Origin of the sequence: Rhodococcus sp. OK302 (assembly GCF_002245895.1) — a bacterium.
GTDB lineage: Bacteria > Actinomycetota > Actinomycetes > Mycobacteriales > Mycobacteriaceae > Rhodococcus_F.
In genome coordinates this window covers 621,543-638,235 of record NZ_NPJZ01000002.1, presented here as the reverse complement: position 1 = coordinate 638,235, position 16,693 = coordinate 621,543, and the positions used below count along the sequence as shown (strand labels likewise).

The following is a 16,693-nucleotide window of genomic DNA, read 5'->3' as shown; positions in this document are numbered from 1 at the left end:
TTCGACGCAGACACTATGCGGCGGTTGCCTTTCGGATGTCCGAATTGGTGCAGCACACGTCCGGTTTGCCGGGGCGGTGCTCAGAAAGCAGCCGGAACAACGATGGGAGAGGCGAATCGGCGCCAATGCCGAAGCACCGTCGAAACCGAACCGCCTCGACGTGAGACACGCGGAGCTGCGAGCGGCGGAAACTGCAAAAGCAGAAAGGCCGAACCACCATGAGCACCTACAAGGTCGGCTACTTCGTCGGCAGCCTCTCCTCCACCTCCATCAACCGGATCCTGTCGAAGGCACCGCACTCAAGGACGCGATTTCCGGAGTGGATGCGGTGCTCTTCGTCTCGCCCGAGTACAACCGCTCGATCCCCGGAGCTTTGAAGAACGCGATCGACTGGGCGTCGCGTCCGTGGGGCCAGAACTCGTTCGATCACATCCCCGCTGCCGTGATCGGCGCATCCATCGGCGCGATCGGCACCGCCGTCGGTCAGCAGAGCCTGCGGGCGGTACTCAGTTTCTGCAACGCCCGACAGATGACCGCGCCGGAGGCCTACATCCACTACACACCCGAGGTGTTCGGCGACGACGGCACAGTACACAACGCCTCCACCGAGAAATTCCTGCGCAACTACATGACCGAGTTCCGCAATCACATCCACCGGGTCCTCACCGTGCTACCGCGCTAGCGCGCTAGCACGCAGTCACAGCGATCGGTTCCTGCGCGCGAACGGGCAGCATCACCACCACTACCCGGCGCGACGACGGTGTCAGAGCCACGCCAGCGCAGCCACGACCAGCGCCTCCGTCCCGGTATCGAGCGTAGGTTGAATCACCGGCGCGAAGACAGCCGAGTGATTGACCGGAACATCCTCCGACACCCGACCCGCCAGCTCAGCCCGCCGGTAGACATCAGGATCGATACCGCCGAAACCCCAATACGTGTACGGCACACCCAGAGCTGTCGGAATGTCACTGAAATCCTCACTCGCGGTCTGCATCGGCAGCGGCCGACTACGCTCGCCGAAATGCGCAGCGAACGCAGCCGCAACCCGCGAGGTCGCATCAGAGTCGTTGTCGGTCAACGGAAAACGGTCGAACAACTCGAACTCGGGATCCTTCGGCGACCGCGAAGCCTGACATTCAGCCGTCACGATCCGGCGGATCGCATCGAGGATCGCCGTACGAGTCGCCTCGCTGTACGTCCTGACATTGAGCTCGAGTACCGCATGATCGGCGATCACATTGCTCTTCGTTCCGGCAGCGATACGCCCGACCGTCAGAACTGCGGGTTCCCCGGGCACGGCTTCCCTCGAGATCACGGTCTGCAACCGGACCACGATCATCGCCGCCAACACCACCGGATCGACCGTCGCCTGCGGCATCGACCCGTGGCCACCTCGCCCGTGGACGGTGATCCGCATACTGTCCGCCGCGGACAGGACCGGCCCGCTACGGGTGCCCACCACCCCCGCCGGAGCAGGCAGCACATGCTGGGCGAGGGCGACGTCGACCTTCGGGAACAACTCTCCCAGACGATCGTCGACCATCGCCCGGGCACCGTCGCCGGCTTCCTCCGCCGGTTGGAACAGAGCGATCACGGTGCCGTTCCAGTGTTCTCTGCCGTCGGCGAGCAGCTGCGCTGCGCCGAGCAGGCACGCAACATGCACATCGTGACCGCACGCATGCATGACCGGCACCTCGTCCCCGGCCGCATCCGACGAGACAGCCGTGCTGGCGTACGGCAGACCCGTCGCCTCCCTGATCGGAAGGGCGTCCATGTCGGCCCGCAACAGCACAGTCGGACCGTCACCGCCCCGCAACACCCCGACCACCCCGGTGCCACCGACGCCCTCGTGCACCGAAAACCCTGTCGCACGTAATCTTTTCGCGACGATCCCTGCGGTGCGGTGTTCCTGATGCGAGAGTTCCGGATGCTCGTGCAGGTCCCGGTAGAGCTCTTCCTGCCACCCTCGGATACCAGCCAAACCGGCCAACACCGTCGCGTTCCGCGAGTTCGTGGACATCACTTCTCCTTCCGTCTGCGACGCCGGAAACGCTCCGAATACCGCCACGCGATACGTTCCGGCAGAATCCAACCCCGCCAACGCGCAAGCAAGCACAACACCGCACCTACCGCCGTTGCGGCAACCAGACCGGCCTGCGGGTACCCGCAATACTGAACCAGCACCAGCGTGCCACTGGCAACCAGTGCGCACGTGGCATACAGGGTATTCCCACCGAATATCGCCGGGATCCTGCCCACCGCAATGTCACGGACCACGCCACCACCGACCGCGGTCACCGTGCCCAACAACACCGCCGGCATCCACCCCAACCCGACCGTGAGCGTTTTCTGCGCACCGGCCGCGGCCCAACAACCCAATGCCAGAGCATCTATGAACGGAAACAACCGATCCCAGCCGCGCCCCTCGAACCGCACCGCGAACGCGACCACCGCGCCGATCAACGCCGTCGTCACATACGCGTAGTCCGTCAACGCCACCGGCGTACCGTGCTGCAACAACGTGTCACGAATGATGCCCCCACCGAGCCCCGACACGATCGCGAGCACCGCGAACCCGACCAGATCGAGGCGGTGACTGCGCGCGACTGCACCACCGAGCAACGCATTGGCGAACACCCCAGTCAGATCGAGCGCCCGAAAAAGATCCGGCACCGACGCAGTGACAGACGCCATCACACCTGCCCCTCTCCGGCCACAACGCGAACCAGCGGCACCCTTCGCACGATAATCGCCCTACGCTCACATTCGAATGCCCTTGAGCAACACGGCGACGTTTCGCCAGATGATTCGATAGTGACCACGGAATGTAATCCCTTGCAGTGAAACGATTTCCAAAACCCCTTTCTCGGTCTGCGTTGCAGAAGCGGAAACATCCCCGACTCTGCGTGCCATTCCGCGGTGCGCCGATAGCGGCTCTCACCGCACTCTCCGCGACACTCCCGGCGGAAGATCGCGCCCGCCGTGACCGACGCCCCCTGCCAAACAGGTGACCCAGGTCACTCTCTAGAGATTGCGACCCTTCAGGGCCATCGCACCCACCGAAAGACAAGGGTGGCCACCTACCCGAGCACGTAGGTGCGGCCGCGAACTCAGACCGGCTCGTTCCGGGACTGCTCGACCACCCAGGCAGCGATCTGCGCGCGCGAGGTGAACCCGAGTTTGGTGAGGACGTGCTCCACATGGCCCTGCGCGGTGCGCGGCGAGATCACCAATGTGGCGGCGATCTGTTTGTTGGTCAGGCCCTGAGCGACGAGGTCGGCAACCTCACGCTCACGCTTGGTCAACTCCACCGACGGCCCGCCAGTGTGCGCCGTATCCGGGGGTTGCCGGCCGAGCGCATACGCGAGCGCCCCAGCCATACCCATGCGCCGACCCTCCCGCCGGGCCGCCCCGAACGCCTGCTCGCCGAGCGCGCGCCGCGTCGTCTTCTCGCATTCCTCCTGGTAGGGCAGCAGCGTGGGGAACACGATCGTGACGCTGCCGACGGAGTGCGCCAACTCCTCGGCGGCTCCCAGCAGCACGGCGGCGCGCCGCGCATTCCGTTCCCCGGCGGCAATCCAGGCCAGCACCTCCAGGCACACCGCGCAGGTGAGCGGATCGTTCACCTGTTCGGCGAGCGCCAGCGCCAGCTCGAGCAGCCCCACCGCTCGACCTAGGTCACCCTGTCTCCAGACCGCGACACCCATGGCCCACAGCGTGTACGAGCGATACACCGATTCCCCGTGAGATTCGGTGATCGCGAGCGCCTTTTCGTAACAGCCGATCGACCGCTGCGATTCGCCGAGCAGGTCGTACGCCAAACCGAGTATGTGCAGTACACCGACTTGCAGTGTGAGGTCGCCGCGGGCGTCGAACACCTCCAGCGCCTTCTCCAGATGTGAGGCGGCGCGGGGAAGATCACCACGGAACAGTGCCAGTTCCCCGTAGGCGTGGTCGAGGAGGGCGTGGATCAGGGGGTCGGTGAACTGCGCGGCAAGCGCGCGACCCTCCTCCACCAGCGCAGTCGCCGCCAGCAGGTCGCCCTGCACAGCGGCCAACAGACTGTCCGCGCAGATCGCCCGGATGCGTCCCGCTGTCGGCTGTCCGGTCTGGCGGGTGAGGAAGCGGTCGAGCCACTGTCGACCCTCGCTGTACAGACCGCGGGAGAGCGCGAACGGAAACATCGCGGTAGCCATACGTAGTCCGGCCTCGGCTCCCGCGTCATCGTCGGAGAGGCAATACTCCAGCGCTTCCCGTATGTTCGGCTGCTCCCGATCGAGGCGGCCGATCAGCTTGAGTTGCCGAGGGCTGATCCATCCGGCTTCGGCGTCGATCACCAACTTCCGATACCAGTCCCGGTGCCGGCGGCGCAGCGGCGCATATTCGCCGGCCTGCACGATCTTCTCCCGGCCGTAGTCATGGAGTGTCTCGAGCAATCGGAAATGGACGGCGGTGTCCGATTCCTCTCGGATCAGGATCGACTTGTCCACCAGTGAGCTCAGTGAGTCGAGCAGGCCCTCTGGCGTCTCGTCGTCGCCGCAGACACCTTCCGCCGCGTCGAGTTCGAAGCTTCCCGCGAACACCGACACTCTGCCCCACAGCTGCTGTTCTTCGGGAGTGCACAGGTGGTAGCTCCAGTCGATACTCCATCGCAAGGTCTGCTGCCGCGTCGGCGCGTCCCGGCTACCGCGGGTCAGCAGCGTGTAGCGATCGTCGAGCCGCTCCAGGATCTGCTGTGGCGACATCGCCCGAAGCCGGGCCGCCGCCAGCTCGATCGCCAGTGGCAGCCCGTCCAGGCGTTGGCAGATCCGGGCCACCGTGGTTTTGTTCTCCTCGGTGAGTTCGAAGCCCGGCACCGCGGCGGCTGCTCGTTCGGCGAACAACGTCACCGCGTCGTATCGGGGCAGCACACGTAGCGTCGGCTCCCGGTCAGGGTCGGGGACCGACAACGGAGACACCCGCAGCACTGATTCCCCGCCGATGCCCAGGGGCTCGCGCGTGGTCGTCAGGATTTTCAACTGCGGGCATGCGCGCAGTAGCGCTTCGGCCAACCCCGCGACTGCGTTGATCACCTGCTCACAGTTGTCGAGGACCAGCAACAAGGTCCGGGAGGCCAGAAACTCCACCACAATGTCCTGCAACGGCCGCGCCGACTGGTCGCGCACTCCGAGGGTGGCAGCCACCGCGGCAACCACCAGCGACTCGTCGTGCAGCTCGCCCAGCTCGACCAGCCACACCCCGTCGGCGAAATCGCGCTGTGCGTTCGCCGCGACCCGCAACGCGAGACGTGTCTTGCCGACGCCACCGACCCCGGTCAACGTGACCAGCCGGGACGCCGACAGCAGGTTCTTCACCTCGGTCAGTTCGGTGCGGCGACCGACGAAGCTCGTCAGCTCCAGCGGCAGGTTTCTGTCGCCTCTCCGACCGGCGGGCGATGCGGGCGGGCGCCATCCACGCGGCGGCGGCGGATCCCGCCGCTCGGCCCCCGGTTCGGCGCGCAGCGCCATCTCATCGACCGGGAACCCGTGGCGGACCTGCAGCTGCCGCAGGTCCTCGCCGAGCGCCGATGCGGAGGGCCGGTCCCCCGGGTCTCGGGACATTGCCTTCTCGATGACCGCGCACACGTCGTCGGGGAAGCCGTTCTCCCGCAGGTCGGGTACTGGTTGTGCGGTGATCCGCAGGAACTGGGTCACCACCTGCTCGCCGCTGCGGCGCTCGAAGGCGGCGTGCCCGGTGAGCGCGCTGAACAGGGTGGCTCCGAGCCCGTAGACGTCCGAGGCCGGGCTCGGCGGTTCACCGCCGAGTACCTCCGGGGCGGTGAACGCCGCCGAACCCGTGACGGTTCCGGTCGCGGTCGTGAAACCGTCGGTGATGTGCGCGATCCCGAAGTCCGTCAGGGCCGGTTCACCGTAGTCGGTGAGCAGAATGTTCGCCGGTTTCACGTCGCGATGCACAATTCCGAGCCGGTGCGCGGTCTCGAGTGCGCCCGCCATCTTGACCCCGAGACGCAACGTGTCCTCCAGCGCGAGCGGCCCGAGCCGGCGGATCCGGGCATCGACGGAGCCTTGCCGGTGGTACGGCATCACCAGGTAGGGGCGCCCGGTGTCGGTGACGCCGACCTGCAGGACGCCCACAATGTTGGGGTGCCCGGTCAGGCGCCCCATTGCCCGCTGTTCCCGGAAGAAGCGTGCCCGGTTCTCCTCGCCGAGGTCGGCGGTGAGGACCTTCACCGCCACCGTGCGGTCCAGCGCGGTCTGGGTGCAGCGGTAGACCACACCGAATCCGCCGCGCCCGATCTCCCGGGCGTCGTCGAAGCCCGCCGCTCCCAGCTCTTCCGCGACGAACGGAAGCAGGTCACGACGGGTGTGGAGTGGATCGTCCTCGACCATCGGTTACTTCGATTCTGCGGCATCGTCGATGATGCACCGTCGTGTTACCTCTCGATGATGTTCCCTTCGGGCATCACCGTCAACGCAGCGCGTGGCCGAGGTCTGTGGCTGGGACGGTATTCGCCACCCGCGGTCGTCCGCAGTCACCGACGGAGGCAAGAGCACAAGACGCCGTACAGTTCGTAGCTGCCCAGGACCGTCGCGCCGGGCCCGAAGCGGCTCTGCTGTACGTATACAGAAGCGATCAGATACCGAGAGCCTTCGACAGCGCCGGCCACGCCTTGGGGAAACGGTGACGCCAATATCCCCACGAGTGGGTGCCGTTGGGCTCGTAATCCACGGTGGCCGCGATATCGAGTGAACGCAGTCGTTCGTCGAAAGCGTGAGTACACATGTTGGATACCGCCTCGATAGTCCCGCCGACGATCAGACGATCGGCCAGGCTCGGGGTCTGCAATGTCTCGTTCTCACCAGGCGTACCCGGCGCCGCGGAAAGGTAGATTTCCGTTCCCCGAAGTTGCTCGGCATGCAGAAGTGAGTCGTGGGCTTCCCACTCCGGTCCGCCAAGTTCGCCCCACATGTTGCCCGGGTCCCCACCACGCGAGGTCACGGTCGACAAAATACTGGCACGACCCCAGAAATCCGTCGTCGAATAGCAACCGCTGAAACCCGCTACTCCCTTGTACATTCCGGGGTGTCGCCCCGCAAGCATCATCACGCCCTGCGCACCCATCGACGTGCCCGCAATCGCCTTGACTCCGTTGGTCGCAAACCGTGCATCGACGAGCGGCGGCAATTCCTTCGTGAGGAAGGTTTCCCACCTGTGCAATCCGAGTTTCGGATCCACATTCTGCCAATCCGTATACATGCCGGCCTTGACGCCGTCGGGCAATCATGAACTCACCGGGGCGCGGTCACCTTGTCGGCAGACTATTTGCCGGCAGGCTTCGCCAACTCTTGGAACAACTTGTCCGTCATCTGCACAGCCCGATCCCCACCGTCCGCGTCAGCGACGAGCACTGCAAATGCCAGATCACCGCGTGATCCGAAGAACCAGCGATCGTCACCGCTCGCAGCCCCCGCCGCCATGAGATCGGGGTACCCCACCAGCCCACCGGCGCCGCGCATGGAGTCGCGCAGACGGTTGTTCACATCGGCCGGCAATGCGGAGGCGGCGACGTCAGTGGTGACCGGCTGACCGAACACCATCATCGGCGTCGGAGCACTCCCGCGGGCGATAGATGCTGCGAGCATTGCCATTCCGAACGGAGTGACCTGCGGATCGCCGGTGTTCACTGTCTTGTTCGACGCCAGAATGTTGCTCACGGACTGATTGCTACCCGGGCGGTCGGACGCAAATACGGCCGTCTGTTGGTCCAAGCCGGGGATGTTGAATCCGTTACCCAGGCCGAGTTGCTGCGCGGTACTCGCCAATTGTTCGGGAGACACCGCACGGGGGTCGACGCCGTTCTGAATTGAGGCGGCGAACCGGACGAGGTCGAGGGCACCCCCGGCCGGACGTAGTCCGGTAAATGCGATCGGCCCCTGTTCGATTGCCTGATTGTTTTGTGCTGCAGCAAGAATCGCACCGTCAGAGGGTCGGATCGCGACGATGGCTGCGGGAGTTCCGGCACTGACGACAGCCTCGATGGCCGCGAGTTGTGTGTGAGAGTCCAAGGTTGCGGCTACATCAGGACCGGGAGGCCCTTGGACGCCGGCTTGCTTGGTCGGCACACCGCCCGAATCAACGAGGTTGACGGCCCATCCTGCGGTGGCGTCGCGGTTTGCCTGCCACACAGTGCGCAGCGGATCCAGGAGCGGCGAGCCGATCCGCCTGTCCGACGCGATCAACTTGGGTGTCTTGACAACTACAACGCCGGGGATGGCGAAATCGCTTTCGAGATAGGCGTAGTCGGGGTCACGGAGGAGTACCGCGGTGACCGGCTTGCCGGGGTTCGCCGCGAGGTCGGCGAGCATCGATTCCGACGTCACGAGCGGAGCGACGGGTTCGATGACTTTCGCGAGTCGCGTGGTGGTGTCGACGGGATCGGGCATTGTTGCCGGGTCGAGGGTGATGGCGTTGATGGTCTGCTCGTTCATAAGCAGAGTGCCGCCGGCGTCGACGACCTTGGGCGGCGCCGCATCGGTCCGGGTGTAGGAGACTGTGCGTCCATTGCCGAGGCCGGGAACGATGACGGCCGGATCCCAGGACAAGCGCCAACCGACGGAGAGGTCGCGGACTTCGCCTTGCGACTGGTAGGTCCAGTCTTTGCCTTCGCCGAAGTTCCAGGCGGCATCGAGTGTGAAGAATGCGGAGTCGTTACCGAGGTCCATAACCTGCGCGACGTCGAAATCTGTCGACTTCGCGTCGAGGCCGTCAAACATCTGCGCGATCGATGCGCGGGCGGCGTTGGGGTACGAGGTGAGGTCGGCGGCGGCGTCGATGTCACGATTGTTGAGGGCATTGACAAAGTCTTCGACCACCGAAGCGGCATCGGTCTTCTTGTCTCCCCCGACGACGCACGATGCGAGTGCCACTGTCATAACGACAGCAGCTATCGAGGCAATAACGTATTTCCCGCGACGGCTTATCTGTGATCCGGTCCCCATTGCAGCAACTCTTCACTCCAGTCACACCGGTAACAAGCACGGGATGCCTACGAACGTGTCACGGTCGAGCCAGGAGGCGTCATCTGAGCCATCGAGGCGGCATCGAACTGCAACCGCAATCAGGTTTCAGCGCAGAAAAGTACCCGCTACCTGGACAGCGAGTGCAGAATTTCGGCCCCCGCACGGATCGCCCGCCTCCACCCGAAACTGACCTTGCACCTCCCGACGAGAAGGACCGCGAATGACAGTGTTCCAGAGCATGTTCCGTAGAAACCTGCCGTTCACCGTCTAGCGGCCGAACCTTGCCCGCCCACAACACGAAAAACCCAAGGGACAACCCGACACACGAAGTCGGCCCCACAACCACACCCACCCACCACCCAATGCCGCGCAACAGAATTCACAACGACTGAATCTACGAAGGTCGACCGCTTTCTGGAAAAGCTTGCCACGTACTGCGCCACGGTGGACGGCTCGGCAATCGAGCGGGAAGAACGCATTCCTGACGACTACGTCAACAGAGCGGCCAGGGCAAGCAGCCGTTCGAATGTCGGGTAGCGGTCGCTGGCCTCCTTAACTGGACTAGGATGTGTCTCCGATTTCGTGATGGAGCTCAGCCAGATACAGCCCGTCGGAACGAGCCACATCATGCTCGCGCTGTGACCAGCGCGCTGAGGGCGTCCGCGGCCGGGCTCAGCGGCCCCTGCGCTCGCCACACCAGAGCGAGGCGGGCCCACACCCGCGGCGGGATCGCGACCGCGCGGACCAGCCCTCGGTCATCGTCCCCCGAGACCTCGGATGCGGGCAGAATCGCCGTTCCGAGCCCTCGCTGTGCGAGTCGAGCCGCGACCCGCGGATCGCTCGCCTCGAAGGCGATGTGAGCGTGCAGGCCGGCCTCGGCGAAGCTCGCGTGGAGAGCCGAACGGATCCCCGCACCGCGCGGCAGCGTGAACTGAACTGGTCGTTTGAGGTGTGCGAGCTGGCAGAGTGGGAGAGCACGGGGCAGGCGATATGACGCTCCGCAGGCAAGCCCTACCCCGCCGCGATGATCTTATTCGACTTGGTCCGGTTACACCGCCAGCACAAGGTTTGGAGATTCTCCGGCGCTGTCAGACCGCCCTTGGACACAGGCATGATGTGATCCACCTCTAGCAACAGGTGCGGTTCCGCCGACAGAGAAATCGAGCAGTACCGGCAAGTGTGGTTGTCACGGGTCTTGATCATGTCGCGCAGCTTCGTGGTCATGAGCGCGCGCTGGCCAGCCGCGCTCTTCCGCCACTTGATCTTCTGCGACATAGTTTCGATCAGCACGTCGATCGTCTGCCGGTTGAGAGTGACAGATGATCGCTGACTGCTGTTTCCACCGGCACTGACGTACTCGAAGGCATAGACCGGGTACGGCACGCTGATCGGCGACAACTCGACTCCGACGTGCTTCATGAACTCGTCGGAGTAGTGCTTGAGGATGAACTTCGGCGGGTTGACCATTTGTGTGATGCCGGCCTCCCGCTGCTGAAGATTCGCGACCGCATCCTCCAGACGGGTGATGCCGTCCCCGAGGCTCTCCACCTCGGCGAGGTCTTCCTCGTTGGCCCTGATGTCGAAGTACTTCATTAGGTACTTGATCGGGTCGACGCTGGCGTTGCGAACGACCTGCAGCGAGCAGTTGTGAACGTTTGGAGCCTGATAAGTGGCCAGGTTGCGGTCACGCCGGTACTTGTGACGGCTGGTGTTGTCGAACGTCGCCAGGTGCGCCTGCGCACCGGTCGATGACCCGCCGAGTACGAAGGTTCCTCCGCTGCGGATCTCGGCGACGTAGCTAAGGACCTCATTGTGCTCGGCGATCACCGAAGCGATCTCGGCCTTATGCGCCAGGAACTCCTCGCTGGCGAAGTAACGCTCCTTCAGGATGTGCCGGATAAGCCGATACAGGAGATAGCCAATTCCCGCGACGAGGGCGACCGGCCAAAGAGCCTGGATTGCTGCGACCACAATGCCGACGAGGAGCAGAATCCCGATCACTGAGGTTCACCCCGAAAAGTGGACAGTGGTCACGCGACCATCAAGGTCGCGGTCAGTGACTTTTCGTAGTTCGTGGGGCTGAGCATCCCGATCGTGGAGTGCCTACGGCGAGTGTTGTAGATGTGCATCCAGTTGTCAACTGCAGCAACTAATTCCGATGCATAGGCGAAAGCGTGTCGGTAGTAGTACTCGTGCTTGAACGTGGACCACAGACTCTCCGCGCCGGCGTTGTCCCAGCATATTCCGGTAGCTCCCATCGAACGGCGCAGCCCGTACCGTTCGCACGCCTGCTTCATGATGTCGGCCGTATATTGACTTCCTCTGTCCGAGTGCATGATTGTGCCGGCGACATCCCCGCCGCGAGCTGCTACCGCCATGTCCAAGGCTTCGATGACCAGTTCGGTCCGCATGTGATCGGCCACCGACCATCCCAGAACCTTCTTCGAGTGCTCGTCCTTGATTGCGCACAGGTACATGTCACCTTCACCGCAGGTCAGGTACGTGATGTCGGAAGTCCACACGGCGTCGACGCGGCCCTGATCGAACCGTCGTTGCACCAGGTCGTCCGGAAAGGAAGCAAACGGGTCGGCGACGGTGGTACGGATTTTGAACGTGCGCGGGCTGATTCCGACGATGCCGAGTGACCGCATGATCTTCGCGACGGTCTTCTCGGTAATAATCTCCCCGCCGTCGTGAAGTTCGGCGGTGATCCGCGGGGACCCGTACACACCTTTCGATTCTCTGTGGATGTCGAGGATCTTCACTTCCAGGTCCGCGCGCCGCTGTTGCCGTTCACCCAATCGTGTTCGGACACTGCGTTCTTGGTGTTTGTAGAAACCGGAGGTCGAGACATTGAGGAGTCGCGCCATCCGGTGGATCGCGAAGTTCGCGCACTCCGCAGCGATCAACGTGTAGAGCTCTACTTTTGTTGATGCGCCGCGAAGTACGCGGACGCTTTTTTCAGGAACGCTATGTCTTTCTCCTGCTCGGAGACCTGCTTGCGCAGTCGTGCCAGTTCGGTACGTTCCGCGGCGGTCAACGGTTGATCTCCGGACGTTGCAGCAGCATCGATGCGTCGTCGTTCGTCGGCGACCCACCGCCCGAGCAGATTCTCGCTTAACCCGAGGTCGCGGGCGACCTCGGCGATGGTGCGGCCGGTATCGATCACCCGGCGGGCGGCTTCGACCTTGTACTCGGTCGTGAACGACCTGCGCTTGCGGGACATGAGGACATCCTCCCAGCGGAACCTTTAGTCCCGCTATCTCGGTGTCCACCATCCGGGGTGAACCTCACACTTGCCACATGTTCTTACCTCCGGTTTAACGGGAAGCACGAACACGCCCCCATGCTGACGGCATTATGCCCGGGACGACCGACCTGGTCAAAACGAAAACTGGCGCTCTCGGGTTGATTGATAATGGCGCGAAAAAGCGACCGACTAATGACTCGGATAAGTATCTGCGGCTGACAGAGAAGGGTGATCGACATCTGACAACCATTGCCTGGGTCGCGGAACTGACCGGAGATTGTCGGGCTGGCCGCACCGTTGAATGACGGCCCCGCCCCGCCGACCTAACAGCGCAGTTCCCGTGTTCCGCACCGGTGGTGCGGTCGGAAAGAAAGTGCTGATCCGCACCGATGGCGCCGGCGGCACCCACGCTTTTCTTGAGTACCTGACCGCTCGGCGATTGCGCGCCGGTCCCACACGCCGTCTAGCGGTTCAGGTCGACGCGGACCCAACCACGCAATGCGCCGCCTCATCCTCTGAGCCACGCCCGAGTTCATCACCGTGGAGCGCGTTCCCTTCCGCCGCACGCGCAACCGCCCGACGAATCGCACGACGAGCAGCCAGATCGAAGCCCTGCGGCACATCAACGGTCACCCGCAATGCTGCTGCCTTTGCGGGCGAAAAAAGTGGTTCACAGCAGGCGCGATCAACACCCCTAGAGAATCCGATCACCACGTCTTTTCCACGTGCAGATCCCGCCCGAGTAGGGCTTCACGCTTTCAGCGTCTCCGTCTTCACATGTCGAGTGGACTGCCCCACTGTTCGGCGTGAGCGCCCACACCGCAGATGTCTGGGCCGAGCGGGGCGAGTACACGTGCCAGGGCATCGACGTCGAGTACCGCACCGTTAGCCCGTTTTCCGAGTGCACGCACGGTTTGTTCAAGCCCTGCGGGGTCACTGACCAACGCCGTAGCACCGTTGCTGCGAGCATGCTGGACGACTGCGTCAGTGTGGGAGTAGAACACGCATGTGCTGATCCACGGGGGTTGCACCTGCCGGGACTTGAGAAGCTCACTCAGCCGGACCGCTTGTCGACGTACCTGCTCCGCCGGTGACGGGTGAAGCATCACTCGCATTTCTGTCCGGTCTACGTCAGAGCTACGAATACGCATCGCGCGTTTCCCGGTCGAGACACGTTCGATGCTTTCGGTAGCGAGCAGCGAAGCCAGTGCCGAATGGTGAGTGCGGATGTCGACGCCGTCGAAGATGACGCCTTTCCAGTATTTGCTCTCGACAATCAACATCCCCGTTCGGGTGATGAGCAGGTGATCGATCTGCGCGTGGAAGGGATCGGTGTCCTGGGCCTCGACCGGACGGAACACGAGGTTCGTCACCACGATCGCATCGAGCCCAATCCTGTTGCACACGTACAGAAGCCGATCACGCGAGGTCAACTCGCCCTGTCCGATCGCGAGAACGTAGCTGTCTTTGATCGTCGAATATCGAGCCAGGTGGTTATCACGCTCCGCGCTCAGTTCATCGATTTTCCGTTGGTGTTCGCCCCTGAGCCTCGACACGTCCGCACTCTGCTGGGCCTGCATCGTCGACACCGCGTTCTGATAACGAGAGGCAGCCGCAGCCTCGTTCAACCCAAAAGCCTGTGCTGTGTGGGCGGAATTCGCATTCCACGCTTTACGGGACCGCTGATGCCACCAGATCGCCGCGGCTAGAGCGCCGACGAGAACAACTGCCAATCCAACAAGAAGTGCATTCACAACTGTCATTACAACCCACCCCTCTGACATGTCCCTATCGATACCAACGATTGACGGATGCTGAGAAGGTCAGTGCTCGTGCCGAATCGGCTTTCATGCACCCGTCGCACACCCCACATCACCCCGGATCGACGAGCAGCAGCTCCCCCGTGCAGGCACTGTCACGTTAGTTAAAAAGCTAGCAGCGACGCCTGTTTGGGACAGGCTTTTACGGGACATCGCCGGGCCGTTCACTTTCAGGCGGTGGCGTCAGTCGCGGTGACCGCCTGCCAGACCGCAAAACGGTCGGCCATCTCGGTACGCCACTCAGACGCCGAGAGCCCGTGCCGGTTGGGCCGGAAATGCGGTGAAATACCCGAGAAAGCGGAGAGGAAGCGTTGCGCGTGCCTGGTTGAGGTGAAGTGTTTCATCGCCCGCTCCCGCTGTCGGGTCGGCTGATGGGAATTCTCGGCCCGGTTGCTGAAAGTACTTGGATCGGCGATGCTCGACCGAGCCCAGCATCTCGCGGTGCGCCACCTGGTAGCTGCCCAGCTTGTCGGTGACGATCACCCGCGGCACATATCGCAAGCCCTTGAGCAGCTTGCGGAAGAATCGCTTGGCGGCGTTGCCGTTTCGGCGTGACTGGACCAGTACGTCGAGCACGTTGCCGTGCTGATCGACCGTACGCCACAGGTAAAGCAGTTTGCCGTCGATTCGGATGAACACCTCGTCGAGGTGCCCCCTGTCGCCGGGCCGCGCCCGTCGTCGGCGCAGCTGGTTGGCGTAGGCCTGCCCGAACTGGCACACCACCGCCGGATGGAGTGGACCCATCGGCTGGAGTGGCTCATTCATGAGAGATCTCGCTTTCGTGTGTGGATTCTTTGTCGTACCCCCGCTGACCACGCTCACTGACGCCGATTCGGATCTGAGTCGAGTATCGACCAGGCAACCGCGCAGTCATGGCTGTCGGTAGAACTGTGGCATTGGGGGTTGCGGTGCGCTGTCATAGCTGCCGAATGTGGCGGGGAGGAACTGTGCCGATCCTGGTGCGCGACTACCGAATAGCTCCGTTTCTTTGCGGGCGCGAATGAACTGCTGGATCAAGGTCGTCAGATCATCGGCGTAGGCCGGGGCCTCAGGGCCAGCCAAGTCGATGAGCAGGGGATGGATTTCCTCGTCGACAAGAGTGATGACGACGTGGAATCCGTCGATCGGGTGGCGGTCGTGCGGGTAGAAGTCGGGGAGAGATGCACGGTTTTCCGGATCAAGCGGGTATTTCTCCTTCAGAGAAGTGAGTCCGGCTACGTAATCCTCGTAGTATTCATCGGTCATGTTCCAGCTCTTCCTTAATTTCGTTCGGTTCGCCGCAGTAGTCACTCGAATCAGGAAAACCGTTGGGGTAGGACACAATCCCGCGTTTGGGTAGCAGCGACATTGCGCGGCAACGCGGTGGGTTCCCTCACTGTTTGTACCGTCGCCGATGAGGGATGCCTGCAGCGTTCCGTCTGTGACTGCGACGGTCAATCGTCTTCGAAGGTCAGACATGCTCACTCCGCCTGGTCGAGGTGTCGTTGGCGACGGTGATGGTGTCGTTGTTTCCGTACGCCTGGGCGCGGGCGATCCCCACGTCGTACTCATCGATGTACGCCCCTGCGCCGGGGGTGTATGTGCCGCCAACCTTTTCGGGGTCGTAGGCCATGAACACCACGTCGGGCCGTCCGCCGTTGAAGCGGCCGAACTGTTGGTAGTCCCAGCCGTCGGGTGCGTAGTCGTCGTTCCAGGCCAGTCGCGCGACGGGAACGAATCCGGCATCCGCGTACAGGTTCGGCAGGACGGTGTCGAAGCAGTCCAGACGATGACCTCCGAGCATCGCGCTTTGTCGGAGCATCGACTGCGCGACATCGGAATGCGCGCTGTCCTTGTGCGCGAACACCGAAACGACTTCGTCGCCCTTGAGCGCGACGCCGGCCTTTCCGTCGTCGGTGACCAGGAGCCGCATCTGCCGGTACTCGTCCTCGTCGTAGACGTGAACCGATGCGGCATAGGTATTTCTGCGGGTCAGCTCCAGCATCTGCGCGCGGTAGATGCCCGCGTCGGCAGGTGCCAGTTCGTAGAGCGTGGGTGCGGACAGACCCCGCTCGGCGAAGTCTGCGCGTTCGTCGGCGGAGAGTGTGTGATCGGCGACCGGGTGGATCTGTTGGCCGTTGATCAGAAGCCGAAGGCTTCCGCTTCCTCGATTCCCGAGTCCGTGTAGCGCTCCTCGATCGCCTTCCGCTGGTCCTCCGGCAGTTCCGGGCTCCAGCCGTACTTCTTCCAGAACCTCTCGCGGCGTTCCTGTGTCATCGGTTCGTCCATCGTGTTCTCCTCGCTCGTTGTCATTGTCCGCGCCGTTTCGGGCGCGGCGGAGGGCTTCGGTTTGTTCGGCGCGCAGCTGCTGCCCAGCGGCCAGCCTGCGGTCCAGATCTGCGCGGCGCTCCGGGTCAGGTTCAGTGGCGAACGCGGCGCGCAGGTCGTCCTGACCGCCGGGTGTGGAGTCGTAGAGCTCGAGGGTTTCCTCGAAATCGGCGTCGGCTGCTGCGAGTCGGCGTTGCAACCGTGCGTGGCTGGGGTGCTCGTCGAGCTTGGCGCGGGCTTGATCGACGCGCGCCGTGACCTTGTCGAGGCGCTCGCGCATGTGGGGGGTGCAGCGC

At 63.5% G+C, this 16,693-nt stretch carries 12 protein-coding genes and 2 pseudogenes; 1 reads left to right on the top strand and 13 read right to left on the bottom strand.

Annotated features, from left to right (window positions below):
* Positions 1-160 precede the first annotated feature (160 nt).
* Positions 161-682 (top strand): NADPH-dependent FMN reductase, encoded by a 522-nt coding sequence (locus BDB13_RS30940; protein WP_254923150.1) that lies wholly within the window; start codon positions 161-163, stop codon positions 680-682.
* Between the two features lie 81 nt (positions 683-763).
* Here BDB13_RS30940 and BDB13_RS30935 read toward each other — a convergent pair whose 3' ends face one another.
* From BDB13_RS30935 to BDB13_RS30875, 13 genes and pseudogenes are all read right to left on the bottom strand, one after another.
* The gene (locus tag BDB13_RS30935) at positions 764-2,020 is read right to left on the bottom strand and encodes an amidohydrolase (RefSeq protein ID WP_217902186.1); all 1,257 of its coding nucleotides are present in this window, start codon (positions 2,018-2,020) and stop codon (positions 764-766) included.
* Entirely contained in the window at positions 2,020-2,694 is a 675-nt protein-coding gene (locus BDB13_RS30930) for a trimeric intracellular cation channel family protein (protein WP_094275779.1), read from the bottom strand. Before BDB13_RS30930 ends, BDB13_RS30935 begins: the two co-directional genes overlap by 1 nt.
* A 416-nt stretch (positions 2,695-3,110) precedes the next feature.
* The gene (locus tag BDB13_RS30925) at positions 3,111-6,389 is read right to left on the bottom strand and encodes a protein kinase domain-containing protein (protein ID WP_094275778.1); all 3,279 of its coding nucleotides are present in this window, start codon (positions 6,387-6,389) and stop codon (positions 3,111-3,113) included.
* A gap of 244 nt (positions 6,390-6,633) precedes the next feature.
* Complete coding sequence (locus BDB13_RS30920) at positions 6,634-7,281, bottom strand: alpha/beta hydrolase (RefSeq protein WP_254923149.1); 648 nt, start codon at positions 7,279-7,281, stop codon at positions 6,634-6,636.
* Between the two features lie 38 nt (positions 7,282-7,319).
* On the bottom strand, positions 7,320-8,999 hold the full coding sequence (locus BDB13_RS30915) for an NTF2-like N-terminal transpeptidase domain-containing protein (protein ID WP_094275777.1): 1,680 nt from the start codon (positions 8,997-8,999) through the stop codon (positions 7,320-7,322).
* Between the two features lie 646 nt (positions 9,000-9,645).
* A pseudogene (locus tag BDB13_RS33725) lies at positions 9,646-10,017 on the bottom strand (LysR substrate-binding domain-containing protein); the annotation flags it as partial.
* Between the two features lie 14 nt (positions 10,018-10,031).
* Positions 10,032-10,991 (bottom strand): HNH endonuclease, encoded by a 960-nt coding sequence (locus BDB13_RS30905; protein WP_254923148.1) that lies wholly within the window; start codon positions 10,989-10,991, stop codon positions 10,032-10,034.
* Between the two features lie 59 nt (positions 10,992-11,050).
* Positions 11,051-11,929, bottom strand: a complete 879-nt coding sequence (locus BDB13_RS30900; RefSeq protein WP_176459483.1) for an IS3 family transposase — start codon at positions 11,927-11,929, stop codon at positions 11,051-11,053.
* Between the two features lie 11 nt (positions 11,930-11,940).
* A complete protein-coding gene (locus BDB13_RS33430; RefSeq protein ID WP_094271004.1) occupies positions 11,941-12,246 on the bottom strand; it encodes a transposase in 306 nt (101 codons plus the stop codon).
* A 797-nt stretch (positions 12,247-13,043) separates the two neighbouring features.
* On the bottom strand, positions 13,044-14,033 hold the full coding sequence (locus BDB13_RS30890) for a nuclease-related domain-containing protein (RefSeq protein WP_176459822.1): 990 nt from the start codon (positions 14,031-14,033) through the stop codon (positions 13,044-13,046).
* Positions 14,034-14,260: 227 nt separating this feature from the next.
* Positions 14,261-14,824 (bottom strand): annotated as a pseudogene (locus BDB13_RS30885) (IS6 family transposase); the annotation flags it as partial.
* 136 nt (positions 14,825-14,960) lie between these two features.
* Positions 14,961-15,335 (bottom strand): hypothetical protein, encoded by a 375-nt coding sequence (locus tag BDB13_RS30880; RefSeq protein WP_094275774.1) that lies wholly within the window; start codon positions 15,333-15,335, stop codon positions 14,961-14,963.
* A 205-nt stretch (positions 15,336-15,540) separates the two neighbouring features.
* On the bottom strand, positions 15,541-16,677 hold the full coding sequence (locus BDB13_RS30875) for a hypothetical protein (RefSeq protein WP_254923147.1): 1,137 nt from the start codon (positions 16,675-16,677) through the stop codon (positions 15,541-15,543).
* Between the last annotated feature and the right edge of the window lie 16 nt (positions 16,678-16,693).

What these genes read in the sequence shown, in the direction of transcription:
- BDB13_RS30880 (WP_094275774.1), bottom strand. Translation starts at nt 15,335, where the DNA reads ATGACCGATGAATACTACGAGGATTACGTAGCCGGACTCACTTCTCTG.
- BDB13_RS30875 (WP_254923147.1), bottom strand. Translation starts at nt 16,677, where the DNA reads ATGCGCGAGCGCCTCGACAAGGTCACGGCGCGCGTCGATCAAGCCCGC.
- BDB13_RS30935 (WP_217902186.1), bottom strand. Translation starts at nt 2,020, where the DNA reads ATGTCCACGAACTCGCGGAACGCGACGGTGTTGGCCGGTTTGGCTGGT.
- BDB13_RS33430 (WP_094271004.1), bottom strand. Translation starts at nt 12,246, where the DNA reads ATGTCCCGCAAGCGCAGGTCGTTCACGACCGAGTACAAGGTCGAAGCC.
- BDB13_RS30925 (WP_094275778.1), bottom strand. Translation starts at nt 6,389, where the DNA reads ATGGTCGAGGACGATCCACTCCACACCCGTCGTGACCTGCTTCCGTTC.
- BDB13_RS30915 (WP_094275777.1), bottom strand. Translation starts at nt 8,999, where the DNA reads ATGGGGACCGGATCACAGATAAGCCGTCGCGGGAAATACGTTATTGCC.
- BDB13_RS30890 (WP_176459822.1), bottom strand. Translation starts at nt 14,033, where the DNA reads ATGACAGTTGTGAATGCACTTCTTGTTGGATTGGCAGTTGTTCTCGTC.
- BDB13_RS30930 (WP_094275779.1), bottom strand. Translation starts at nt 2,694, where the DNA reads ATGGCGTCTGTCACTGCGTCGGTGCCGGATCTTTTTCGGGCGCTCGAT.